Source organism: Brevundimonas vancanneytii, assembly GCF_901421975.1.
GTDB lineage: Bacteria > Pseudomonadota > Alphaproteobacteria > Caulobacterales > Caulobacteraceae > Brevundimonas > Brevundimonas diminuta.
In genome coordinates this window covers 1,151,563-1,163,643 of the sequence record NZ_LR588407.1, presented here as the reverse complement: position 1 = coordinate 1,163,643, position 12,081 = coordinate 1,151,563, and the positions used below count along the sequence as shown (strand labels likewise).

The following is a 12,081-nucleotide window of genomic DNA, read 5'->3' as shown; positions in this document are numbered from 1 at the left end:
CACCCAAAACCAAAAAGCCGAAAGCTGCACTGCTTCGGTCTACGACCATCCGGGCGACGAACAGCGCCACAAACAGACTGACGCCCAGCCAGCTCATGCTCGACGACCGGATAATGCGAGCCCCGCAACCTCGGCAATCAAAGGGTCTCGGACGAAATTGCGATAGGGCGCGGCTCAGCGGTAAGCGCCGACTGCAAGATGGACATGTTCCGAAACGGACAGGCGTTCTCATGTTCCTTGCCTAACAAGGTTCGGCTGTACTGTCCCTGCGTCAATGAGCCTGTCTCAGAACATCACGGTTGCAGCCGTCACAGGCGCGAGCGACAACGGAATCATGACTGATCTCGCGCCTATCGCCGTCGACACCACCGGCGAGGAAGTCCCTTCCTCGCGCGCCCCGCAGCTGGAGCTGTCCGAGGCGCTGATGGCCTCGCCCGAGCGGTTCATCAACCGCGAGCTGTCCTGGCTGGCCTTCAACGGCCGGGTGCTGGAAGAGGCCGCGAACGAGGGCCACCCCTTGCTGGAGCGAGTGCGCTTCCTGTCCATCTCGGCCAACAACCTGGACGAGTTCTTCATGACCCGCGTCGCCGGTCTGAAGGGTCAGGTGCGCGAGCGGGTGCGCGTCGTCTCGCCTGACGGCCTGACGCCGGCCCAGCAGCTCGAACAGGTCAATGCGGCGGCGGGCGGCCTGATGGCCGAACAGCAGCGTCAGTGGCGCGTCCTGCGCAAGGAGATGGCCGCCGCCGGCATCGAGATCGTCGAACGCGCCCGCATCACCAAGACAGAGCGCGAGCGGCTGGAGCCGGAGTTCCTGAATCAGCTGTTCGCCGTGTTGACGCCGATGGCCATCGACCCGGCGCATCCCTTCCCCTTCCTGCCGAACCTGGGCTTCTCGCTGGCGCTGAAGCTGCGGCGCAACAGCGACAACCGCGTCCTCTACGCCCTGGTGCCGGTGCCGACCCAGGTGCGGCGTTTCTGGGCGCTGGCGACAGACGGGCGCTCGACGCCGGGACGGACGCGCTACGTCTCGCTGGAAAACCTGCTGCTGCTGTTCATCGACCACATGTTCCCGGGCTGTGAGATCCTGGAAAAGGGCCTGTTCCGCCTGATCCGCGATTCCGACATCGAGATCGAGGAAGAGGCCGAAGACCTGGTGATGGAGTTCGAAGAGGCTCTGAAGCAGCGCCGCATGGGTTCGGTCGTCCGCATCAAGATCCAGGCGGACATGCCCGACGACCTGCGCGACTTCATCATCGGCCAGCTTCACGCCCAGCCGCAGGACGTGGTGCTGGTCGACGGCATGCTGGGTCTGGCGCAACTGTCGGAACTGATCCCCGGCGGCCACCCAGACCTGAAGTTCAAGGGCTATGAACCGCGCTACCCCGAGCGGGTGCGCGACAACGGCGGCGACATCTTCGCGGCCGTGCGCGAGAAGGACATGCTGATCCACCACCCGTTCGAGAGCTTCGACGTGGTGGTCCAGTTCCTGCGTCAAGCCGCGCGCGATCCCAACGTCATCGCCATCAAGCAGACGCTCTATCGCACCTCCAAGGACAGCCCTATCGTCGCCGCCCTGATCGAGGCGGCCGAGAACGGCAAGAACGTCACCGCCCTGGTGGAGCTGAAGGCCCGCTTCGACGAAGAAGCCAACCTGCGTTGGGCGCGCCAGATGGAACGGGCGGGCGTCCACGTCGTCTTCGGCTTCGTCGAGTACAAGACCCACGCCAAGATGAGCGTCGTCGTCCGGCGCGAGGGCGACAGCCTTCGCACCTACTGCCACTTCGGCACCGGCAACTATCACCCGGTCACGGCCAAGATCTACACGGACCTGAGTCTGTTCACCTGCGACCCGGCGCTGGGTCGCGATGCGACGCGGGTGTTCAACTACATCACCGGCTACGCGACGCCGGATGAACTGGAAGCTCTGGTCGTCTCGCCGCTGAACATGAAGTCCAGCCTGATCGAGATGATCGGCAAGGAGATGGCCGCCGCCGCCAAGGGCAAGTCCGCCGCCATCTGGGCCAAGATGAACGCCCTGGTCGACCCGGAGATCATCGACGCCCTGTATCGCGCCAGCCAGCAGGGCGTGCGCATCGAACTGGTCATCCGGGGCATCTGCTGCCTGCGCCCCGGCGTGCCGGGCCTGTCTGAGAACATCCGGGTCAAGTCGATCGTCGGCCGATTCCTGGAGCACAGCCGCATCGTCGCCTTCGCCAACGGGCACGACCTGCCCAGCAACCGGGCGCGGCTCTACATTTCCTCGGCCGACTGGATGCCGCGCAACCTGGACCGCCGGGTCGAGTTGATGACGCCAATCCTGAACGCCACCGTCCACGATCAGGTGCTGGACCAGATCATGGTCGCCAATCTGAAGGACGACGCCCAGAGCTGGGTGCTGGAGCCCGACGGCTCCTATCGCCGGGTGACACCCAGCGGGTCGGAGCGGCCCTTCTCGGCGCACAAATACTTCATGACCAACCCCAGCCTGTCAGGACGCGGCCGCAAGGTGAAGACCCTGCCCGGCGCCCTGTCCTATCCGGGCCTCAAGCCGCGGAAGCGCCGCTGATGAGCCCCGAGCGCGAATACGAGTCGAAACAGATCGCCGTCATCGACATCGGCTCCAACTCGGTGCGCCTGGTGCTGTATCGGCTGGAAGGCCGCGCCGTCTGGACCATGTTCAACGAAAAGGTTCTGGCGGGTCTGGGCCGCGATCTGGCCGCGACCCGACGCCTGTCTGAACCGGGCGTGGTGATGGCCATGACGGCGCTGCGCCGCTTCGCCGCCGTGATCGAGGGCGTCCAGCCGGACCAGGTGCTGGTCGCCGCCACCGCCGCCGTGCGCGAGGCCGAGGACGGCCCCCTGTTCTGCGAGCGCGTGGCCGCCGAGACGGGGCTGCGAATCCGCGTCCTGAGCGGCGAGGAAGAGGCGAAATATTCAGCGCTGGGCGTGCTGGCGGGCGATCCCGGCGCGCGCGGCGTGGCCGCCGACATGGGCGGCGCCAGTCTGGAGCTGACGCGGATCGGCGACGGTCCGCGCGGCAAGGGCGTGACCCTGCCGCTGGGGCCCTTCGCCCTGCTGGACGCCAAGGGCTTCGACGCCGATCGCCTGCGCGGCCGTATCGCCAAGCGGCTGGAGCCGATCGAAGACGATTACGCGACCCCGACCCTCTACGCCGTCGGCGGCGCCTGGCGCAGCCTGGCCCAGATGCACATGGCCATGGCCGATCACCCGATCCGCATCGTCCACCAATACGCCATGAGCGCCGCCGACGCCCGCGACATGGCCCGACTGGTCGCGCGTCAGTCCCGCGCCTCGCTCGAAAAGCTGCCCGGCCTTTCCAAGCGCCGCGCCGAGACCCTGCCCTACGCCGCCCTGGTGCTGGAGGGGCTGATCGAACGGCTGGGGCTGGCCTCCGTCAACTTCTCGGCCTGGGGCGTGCGCGAGGGGCTGCTGTATCACGGCATGGAGCCGGCCATGCGGGCGGTCGATCCCCTGCTGGCCGGATGTTCGGCCTGGGGCGGCCGCCAGGGCGTGGACCCCGCCCTGCCCCGCGCGCTGGACGGCTGGCTGCAATCGGTCGCCTCAGCCCTGCCCGAGGTGTTCGGCGAGGAACGCGACGCCCTGCTGACGTCTTCGGTCTGCCGCCTGGCCGATCTGGGCGCGCGGCTGCACCCGGACCACCGCACCAACCTCGTGTTCGATCAGGTGCTGTGGTCGCCCATTCCGGGCCAGACCCACGCCGAGCGCGCCTTCATGGCCGTGGCGATGAACGCCCGCTATGGCGGCGAGGCGCGCACGCCCGCGCCGGAAACGGTCAACCGCCTGCTGTCGGAAAAGGGCCAGAAGCGCGCCCGCGCCCTGGGGCTGGCCATGCGGCTGGCCTGCGACCTGTCGGGCCGCTCGCCGCAGCTTTTGGCCAACGCCACGGCCACGGTCGAGAAAGGCGCCCTGCGCGTCACCGCCGCCACGGGCTACGCCGACATGCTGCTGGGCGAACAGACCAAACGTCGGGCCAAGGCCCTGGCCGAAGCGATGGATCTGGCGCTGAAAATCTAAAAACCCTCTCCCGCCGGGAGAGGGTTGATCAGCCCTCGATCTCGACCACTTCGACGCGGGCGCCGTTCAGCACCAGGGCGATCTCGCCTTTCTTGAGCTTCAGCGCGTCCTCGCCGAACAGCTGACGGCGCCAGCCCTTCATGGCTTCGACGTCGGCGTTGTCGTTCAGAGCGATCTTCTCCAGGTCCGACACGGTGGCGATCAGCTTTGACGCCACGCCCGCGTTGTCGCTCTTGGCCTTCAGCAGCACCTTCAGCAGTTCCACCACCGAAGGCGGCGCCGGCTGGTTGTGCGCCGGGCGCTCCAGCTTGGGCGCGTGGGCTTCCGGGTCGGCCAAAACGCGCTTCAGCTCGGCCGCCAGCTCCAGCCCCAGGCGCGAGCCGCCGAAGCCCTTGGGCACCGAACGCAGGCGGTTGAAGGCGTCGGGGTCGGTCGGCGCCTGGACGGCGATCTCGTCGATGGCCTCGTCCTTCAGGATGCGGCCGCGCGGTTGATCGCGCTCCTGGGCCGCGCGCTCGCGCCAGACGGCGACAGCGACGAAGGCGGCCAGATATTTGGCGTTGAACTTCTTGGGCTTCAGCCGCTTCCAGGCGTTCTCGGGCGAGGTGTCGTAGAGGGCCGGGTCCGTGACCGCGCCCATTTCCGACATGACCCAGTCCAGACGGCCCTCCTTCTGCAGCCGATCGCGCAGCTTGGGATAGAGGGCCGACAGGTGCGTCACGTCGCCCAGGGCATAGGTCAGCTGCGCGTCCGACAGCGGGCGACGCGCCCAGTCGGTGAAGCGGCTGCCCTTGTCCAGCTCCTGACGCAGCATCTGACGGACCAGAGCCTCATAGCTGACCTGATCGCCGAAGCCGGCGGCCATGGCGGCGACCTGGGTGTCGAACAGCGGGCGCGGCATGGCGCCCAGCTTGTTGAAAATCTCCACGTCCTGCCGGGCCGCGTGGAAGACCTTCAGAATCGATTCGTCCCGCAGGATGTCGAGGAAAGGCTCCAGATCCAGCCCCTCCGCCATCGGATCGATGATGGCGGCGTCCGTTGGCGAAGCCGCCGCCTGAATCAGGCACAGCTTGGGCCAGTAGGTCGTTTCCCGCATGAATTCCGTATCAACGGTGATGTACGGGGCCTTGGCCAAACGCTCGCAGAAGGCGATCAGCGCGTCATTGGTGGTGATTGGCGTCATTCCGATGCTATAGCCCCGCGCGACGCCGTCGTGGCAAGAGCGCCGCGACAAATTTTCGCCCCCGATTTCGAGCCGTGACCGATGAGCGACACCCCCGAGGCCCTGAAAAACGGTCTGACCTACGCCGATGCAGGCGTAGACATCGACGCCGGAGAACAGCTGGTCGACGCGATCAAGCCCCTGGCCAAATCCACGCGCCGCCCCGGCGCAGAGGCCTCGCTGGGCGGTTTCGGCGCCCTGTTCGACCTGAAGGCCGCCGGTTTTGAAGACCCGCTGATCGTCACCACCACGGACGGCGTCGGCACCAAGCTGAAGATCGCCATCGAAACCGGCCGCCATGACGGCGTGGGCGTCGATCTGGTCGCCATGTGCGTCAACGACCTGCTGGCCCAGGGCGCCGAGCCGCTGATGTTCCTGGACTACTACGCCACGGGCAAGCTGGACGTGGACGCCGCGCGCCGCGTCGTCGCCGGCATCGCCGAGGGCTGCCGCCAGTCGGGCAGCGCCCTGGTCGGCGGCGAGACGGCCGAAATGCCGGGCATGTATTCGGGCGGCGACTACGACCTGGCCGGCTTCTCGGTCGGCGCGGTCGAGCGCGGCAAGGTTCTGCCCTATCTGGGTCAGCAGAAGGCCGGCGACGTCATCATCGGCCTGGCCTCCTCGGGTCCGCACTCGAACGGCTATTCGCTGATCCGCAAGGTGGTCGAGAAGTCCGGCCTGGCCTGGGGCGACGACGCCCCCTTCGCCAAGGACCAGACCCTGGCCCAGGCCCTGATGGAGCCGACCCGCATCTATGTGAAGCCGGTCCTGCCGCTGATGAAGGCGGACCTGGTCAAGGGCGCGGCCCACATCACGGGCGGCGGCCTGATCGAAAACCCGCCGCGCTGCATCGCCGAGGGCCTGGAAGCCAGCTTCGACTGGGACTCCTGGCCGATGCCCGCCGTCTTCCAGTGGCTGGGCGAGACGGGCGGCATTTCGGATCACGAGATGCGCCGCACCTTCAACTGCGGCGTGGGCTTCATCCTGATCGTCGCGCCCGAAAACGTCGAGCCGGTGCTGGCCGCCCTGCTGAACGCGGGCGAGACGGCGTTTGTCTGCGGACAACTGCAGGCGGCGTAAGGCGTCGCCCCTACTACAAGACCAAAGCCCCCGGCCAACGCGACCGGGGGCTTTTTTGCGTCCACACGTCTTCCGCTCACCCCGGCGGACGCCGGGGCCCAGTGAGAACCGCAAGCGCCGCGTCCTTAGCCAAAGCACTGGATCCCGGCGTCCGCCGGGATGAGCGGGCATGAAGGGTTTCAGCCAACAAAAAGGCCCCGGTCACGCTGACAGGGGCCTTCCTTGTTCAGACTGTCGCCGAGATCAGCGCAGGCCGCCGTTCTGCGTCTCGTCGTAGAACTTGGCCATGTCGGTGTAGAGCTGCTCCAGCGCCGGGCGGGCCGTGTACATCATGTGGCCGCCTTCATAGTAGGTGAACTCCAGATTCCCGCGCAGGTGCGGCTCCAGCATCATCTGGGCCAGGTCGTACTCCGTGCTGAAGAAGGGCGTGGCGGCGTCGTAATAGCCGTTCAGCGCCAGCACCTTCAGGTGCGGATTGCGGCGGATGGTCGTGGCCAGGTCCACCGCCGTGTTCGGCGTCGTCTGCGGGCCGCCGACCGGCGGGCGGTGGCTCCAGTCCCAGTCGAAGCCCGGCAGGCCGCGCGCCGACTGGCGATAGTCCATGTCGGTGCGGTAGTTCAGCGTCGTGGCCACATAGTCGCGGAAGATGCTGAAATAGGCGCCGGTGATGGCGCTGCTGGAGGGGTCTTCCTCGGGCGAGCCGCCGACCGCATTGGCGTCAATGCCCAGGTAGCGGGTGTCCAGACGGCCGACCGTCTGGCGACGGTCGCGCAGCAGCTCCTTGCGGAAGGGGCTCAGCTCAAGGCGCAGATTGGCCTGATCCAGAACCTCGGGCGAAATGCCGATCAGGGCGCTCATCTGCTGGGAGATCTGGGCGCGCTCGGCGTCCGAGATCAGATGCCCCTTCGACAGGGCGGCCGAGTACGGGCCGATGGCGAATTCGCGGGCGCGCTGGACGTGCTCCTCCAGGCTGGGCTTGTTCGGGATCTTGTTGTGATACCAGGCCGTCGCCGCATAGGTCGGCAGCAGGGTGACGAAGTTCTGCGGATAGCCCGGCTGGCGCACGCCGTAGTTCATGATCGACGACAGCAGCACCACGCCGTTCAGCGACATGCCGCGGCTTTCCAACTGATGCACCAGGGCGCCCGCGCGCAAGGTGCCGTAGCTTTCGCCCAGAACGTATTTCGGGCTGGACCAGCGGTCGAACTTGGTCGTGTAGCGCATGATGGCGCGGGCGAAGGTGTCCGCGTCCTGATCCACGCCCCAGAAGGCCGAACCCGGCGTCTCGCCCAGCGGGCGCGAATAGCCGGCGCCGACCATGTCGATGAAGACCAGGTCGGTCTTGTCCAGCAGGGTCATGTCGTTGGGCGCCAGGTTGAACGGCCCCGGGCGCTCGACCACCGGGGCGTCGGTCTGGACCCGCATCGGGCCGAAGGCGCCCATGTGCAGCCACACCGTCGGCGAACCCGGACCGCCGTTGAACATATAGGTGATCGGGCGACGACCGACCGGCTGGCCGTCCAGCGTATAGGCCACATAGAAGAGGCTGGCCGTCGGCATTCCCGCGTCGTTGCGAACCGTCAGGGTGCCGGCCGTGGCCTTGTAGCGCATGGCGCGGCCGTGGGCGGTGATCGAGTGGCTGGTCGTCACCGTCTGCTCATCGGCGCTGGCGCGGGCCCAGTTCTTCTCGATCTGTTCGGCGTTGGCGTTGCGCAGACGTTCGGCCGCCGAGCGGATCGGACCCGAACCGCCGCTGGACGCGGCTTCCTGAGCCATGGAAACGGCCGGCGCGGCCAACAGGGCCGCAGCGCAGGCGGCGGTCAACAGACGACGCATATAGGATACTCCCCCTAGGATGCCGGACTCTCCGGCGGATCGACGCTAGCGCCGCCGTTTCCGAAGAAGCAACGGAGTTTGCGTCAGTTGGTCGATATTCGTTCGGCGGCGCTGCGCCCTCCCCTTCGCCTTGAAGTCCCTCTTGCTAAGTCGCCGTCGGGGCCGCATGGCAGTCGCGCCTTTTTTCAACGCGTGAGCCGCCCATGTCCGTCGCCAAAACCCGCGTCGCCGTCCTGATCTCGGGAACCGGCTCGAACATGGCCAGCCTGATCGCGGCGGGTCAGGCGGCGGACGCGCCGTATGAAGTCGTGGTCGTCGTCTCCAACATCGCGGGCGCGGGCGGTCTGGCCAAGGCCGAGGCAGCGGGCGTCGAGGCGTTGACCGTCGAGCACAAGCCCTTCGGCAAGGACCGCGAGGCGCACGAGCGCGCCATCGACGCCCTGCTGGTAGAGCGCGGCGTCCAGGTGGTGGCCCTGGCCGGATACATGCGCCTGCTGACTCCGTGGCTGGTCGGGAAATGGGCGGATCGAATGCTGAACATCCACCCGTCGCTGTTGCCGCTCTATCCCGGCCTGAACACCCACGCCCGCGCCATCGAGGCCGGAGACCTTGAGGCGGGCTGCACCGTCCACATCGTCACCGAGGGCGTCGACGAAGGCCCGATCCTGGGCCAGGCGCGCGTGCCGATCCAGCCCGGCGACACGCCCGACATTCTGGCGGAACGGGTCAAGGCGGCGGAGCACGGCCTTTATCCCCAGGCGCTCGCCGATTTCGTCCGCCGCTCGTAATCCTTAACGATTTTTAATGCGACAGCCGGTCGCAGGCGAGCGCAGGTTGCCCGCAAGCACGAATGCGCCGTCCTGATGGCGTAATCGCGCACGTCTGCACCACTGGGAAAGACCCGATGATGAAAACCCGCCTGATGGGCGCCGCCGCCATGGCCCTCGCCCTCGCCTTCTCGGCTCAGCCGACCTTAGCCCAACACGCCCACGCCTCGGCGACCGCCTCGACCACGCCCGAAATCAAGCCCTGGGGCTTCGACCTGGACGGCCGCGACCTGACGGTGAAGCCGGGCGACGACTTCAACGCCTACGCCAACGGCGTCTATCTGCGCGATACCGAGATTCCGGCCGACAAGGCCCGCTTCGGCCCGTTCGACGTCCTGTATGAGAACTCGCAGGCCCAGCTTCGCGCCATCATCGAAGCCAGCGCCGCCAACCCGGTCAACGACAACGCCCGCAAGGTCGGCGCCCTGTACGCCAGCTTCATGGACGAGGCCCGCGTGAACCAGCTGGGCGCCCAGCCCCTGGCCGCCGACCTGGCCGCCATCCGCGCCGTCGCGAACCACAGCGACATGGCCCGCCTGATGGGCGCTAGCCACGAAGGCTTCGGCGGCTCCCTGTTCGGGGTGGCCGTGTTCGAGGACTTGCAAGACCCCAACGTCAACTCGGCCTATCTGGGCCAGGGCGGCCTGGGCCTGCCGGACCGCGACTATTATCTGAAGCCCGACTTCGCCACCCAGCGCGAGGCCTATGTCGGGTATGTCACGCGCGCCCTGACCGCCGCCGGCTGGAGCAACCCGGCCCAGGCCGCCGCCGACATCCTGGCCTTCGAGACCAAGGTGGCCGAGAAGCACTGGACCACGGTCGAGCGCCGCCAGATCGACAAGATCTACAACCCGACCCCGGCCGCGCAGCTGTCGACCTTCGCGCCGGGCTTCGACTGGGCCGCCTTCCTGCAGGCCTCCAAGGTCGAAAGCGTGCCGACCCTGGTGCTGATGGAGAACACCGCCATCCCCGGCATCGCCCAGGTGTTCGCCGACACCCCGATCGAGACGCTGAAGGCCTGGCAGGCCTTCCAGACCGTCGATCAGGCCAGCCCCTATCTGTCCGACGCCTTCGTCGACTCGCGCTTCGAATTCCGCGGCAAGACCCTGCGCGGCCAGCCCGAGAATCGTCCGCGCTGGAACCGCGGCGTCGCCCTGGTCGACGGCCAGCTGGGCGAGGTTCTGGGTCAGGAATACGTCCGCCTGCACTTCCCGGCTTCGTCCAAGACGCAGATGGAGACGCTGGTCGCCAACCTCAGCGCCGCCATGACCGAGCGTCTGAAGGCCCTGGACTGGATGAGCGAGGCCACGCGCGAGCAGGCCCTGCTGAAGATGTCCAAGTTCGGCGTGAAGATCGGCTATCCCGAGAAGTGGCGCAGCTATGACGGGCTGGAGCTGACGGCGGGCGACCTCTACGGCAACGTCGAGCGCGCCTCCGCCTTCGACTGGGCCTGGAACCGCAGCAAGATCGGCCAGCCGGTCGATCCGCTGGAATGGGGCATGACGCCCCAGACGGTGAACGCCTATTACAACCCGCCGCGCAACGAGATCGTCTTCCCGGCCGCCATCCTGCAGGCGCCCTTCTTCGATCCGAACGCCGATCCGGCGGTCAACTACGGCGGCATCGGCGCCGTGATCGGCCACGAGATCACCCACGGCTTCGACGATCAGGGCCGCAAGACCGACGCCAACGGCGTGCTGCGCGACTGGTGGACGCCCGAAGACGCCGCCCGCTTCGAGGAGCGCGCCAAGACACTGGGCGCCATCTACGCCGCCGAGGAGCCGGTGCCGGGCACGCACATCAACGGCGACCTGACCATGGGCGAGAACATCGCCGACCTAGGCGGCCTGCTGATGGCGCTGGACGCCTATAAGCGCAGCCTGAACGGCCAGCCGGCCCCGGTGATCGACGGTCTGACCGGCGAACAGCGCGTCTTCCTGGGCTGGGCCCAGGTGTGGCGCGAGAAGTCGCGCGAAGAGGCTCTGAAAGAGCAGCTGACCACCGACCCGCACTCGCCCGGCATGGCGCGCGCCGCCACCCCGCCGCGCAACATCGACGCCTGGTACGCCGCATTCGGCGTCACCCCGGATCAGGCCGAATACATAGCGCCCGAAAAGCGCGCCCGCATCTGGTAAGCGGCGCGTCCGGCGACGGACAAAAGGAAAGGGCGTCGGCTTCGCGGCCGACGCCCTTTTTGTTTCCCCTTGCGGAGAAAGCCTTACTCGTGCGGCTTCTTCGGCGTGGTGGCGGCGCCTGCGACGGCGCCGATGACGCCGCCGGCGACGGTCGCGCCGGTGTTGCCGCCGATCGCCTGACCGGCGACCGCGCCGCCCAGGGCGCCCGTGGCGGCGCGTTGTTCCGTGGTCGTGCCGCAGGCGGCCAGCAGAGCCGTCAGGCCGATCACCGGGGCGAGTTTCAGCATCGTCTTCATGGCGGTCATCCTTGTTCTTCTTCGAGAGACAGCGTGACCATGAGAACGAAACGGCCCGCCCCCGGTTCCGAGGGCGGGCCGCTTTATCGCTGTGCCAAGCCTCACAGAGAGGCCTGTTTCAACCCTTAGCCGACGATGTCGGCGTCCGTGAAGAACTGGGCGATTTCGATGCCGGCGTTCTCCAGCGAGTCCGAACCGTGGACCGAGTTCTCGCCGATCGACAGGGCGAACAGCTTACGGATGGTGCCTTCAGCGGCGTCGTTCGGGTTGGTGGCGCCCATGACTTCGCGGTACTTGGCGACGGCGTTGTCGCCTTCCAGCACCTGGACGACGACCGGCTCGGCGATCATCTGCGAGACCAGTTCGCCGTAGAAGGGACGCTCGGCGTGCACTTCGTAGAACTTCTTGGCTTGGGCTTCGGTCAGCTTGACGCGGCGTTGGCCGACGATGCGCAGGCCGGCGCCTTCGATCACGGCGTTGATGGCGCCCGTCAGGTTACGGCGGGTGGCGTCCGGCTTGATGATCGAGAACGTACGTTCGGTCATGGGATTGACTTCTTGTTTGGGAGTTTGAGGGTCGGCGGCTTATAGCGAGCGCCGCACATCTTTCCAATATCCCCGCGCGTAAGC

The 12,081-nt window shown here is 67.3% G+C and carries 9 protein-coding genes; 5 read left to right on the top strand and 4 right to left on the bottom strand.

The genetic code is table 11. From position 1 onward, the window contains the following. Window positions 1–334: 334 nt before the first annotated feature. Both FGL25_RS05605 and FGL25_RS05600 read left to right on the top strand, forming a co-directional pair. Window positions 335–2,566: an RNA degradosome polyphosphate kinase gene (locus FGL25_RS05605; protein WP_138141171.1), complete on the top strand. Its 2,232-nt coding sequence runs from the start codon at window positions 335–337 to the stop codon at window positions 2,564–2,566. Further along, window positions 2,566–4,056, top strand: a complete 1,491-nt coding sequence (locus tag FGL25_RS05600; RefSeq protein ID WP_046654240.1) for a Ppx/GppA phosphatase family protein — start codon at window positions 2,566–2,568, stop codon at window positions 4,054–4,056. Before FGL25_RS05605 ends, FGL25_RS05600 begins: the two co-directional genes overlap by 1 nt. A 28-nt stretch (window positions 4,057–4,084) precedes the next feature. Here FGL25_RS05600 and rnd read toward each other — a convergent pair whose 3' ends face one another. Then, on the bottom strand, window positions 4,085–5,239 hold the full coding sequence (gene rnd, locus FGL25_RS05595; RefSeq protein WP_003165412.1) for a ribonuclease D: 1,155 nt from the start codon (window positions 5,237–5,239) through the stop codon (window positions 4,085–4,087). A gap of 81 nt (window positions 5,240–5,320) precedes the next feature. Here rnd and purM point away from each other — a divergent pair, with 81 nt between their 5' ends. Then, the gene (gene purM / locus FGL25_RS05590; RefSeq protein WP_138141170.1) at window positions 5,321–6,358 is read left to right on the top strand and encodes a phosphoribosylformylglycinamidine cyclo-ligase; all 1,038 of its coding nucleotides are present in this window, start codon (window positions 5,321–5,323) and stop codon (window positions 6,356–6,358) included. A gap of 243 nt (window positions 6,359–6,601) precedes the next feature. Here the strand turns inward: purM and FGL25_RS05585 are convergent, their stop codons facing one another. Continuing rightward, entirely contained in the window at window positions 6,602–8,194 is a 1,593-nt protein-coding gene (locus tag FGL25_RS05585) for a S10 family peptidase (RefSeq protein ID WP_138141169.1), read from the bottom strand. A 203-nt stretch (window positions 8,195–8,397) separates the two neighbouring features. On the opposite strand from FGL25_RS05585, the gene purN reads away from it, so the two are divergent. Then, window positions 8,398–8,982 carry a phosphoribosylglycinamide formyltransferase gene (gene purN, locus FGL25_RS05580; RefSeq protein WP_138141168.1) on the top strand — a complete coding sequence of 195 codons (585 nt, stop codon included), beginning with the start codon at window positions 8,398–8,400 and terminating at the stop codon, window positions 8,980–8,982. Window positions 8,983–9,098: 116 nt separating this feature from the next. Then, window positions 9,099–11,156: a M13 family metallopeptidase gene (locus FGL25_RS05575; protein WP_088491457.1), complete on the top strand. Its 2,058-nt coding sequence runs from the start codon at window positions 9,099–9,101 to the stop codon at window positions 11,154–11,156. 83 nt (window positions 11,157–11,239) lie between these two features. Here the strand turns inward: FGL25_RS05575 and FGL25_RS05570 are convergent, their stop codons facing one another. Together FGL25_RS05570 and ndk are read right to left on the bottom strand one after the other, a co-directional pair. Continuing rightward, entirely contained in the window at window positions 11,240–11,461 is a 222-nt protein-coding gene (locus tag FGL25_RS05570; RefSeq protein ID WP_369822373.1) for a hypothetical protein, read from the bottom strand. Between the two features lie 116 nt (window positions 11,462–11,577). After that, window positions 11,578–11,997, bottom strand: coding sequence for a nucleoside-diphosphate kinase (gene ndk, locus FGL25_RS05565; protein ID WP_003165416.1), 420 nt, complete (start codon window positions 11,995–11,997; stop codon window positions 11,578–11,580). Window positions 11,998–12,081 lie beyond the last annotated feature (84 nt).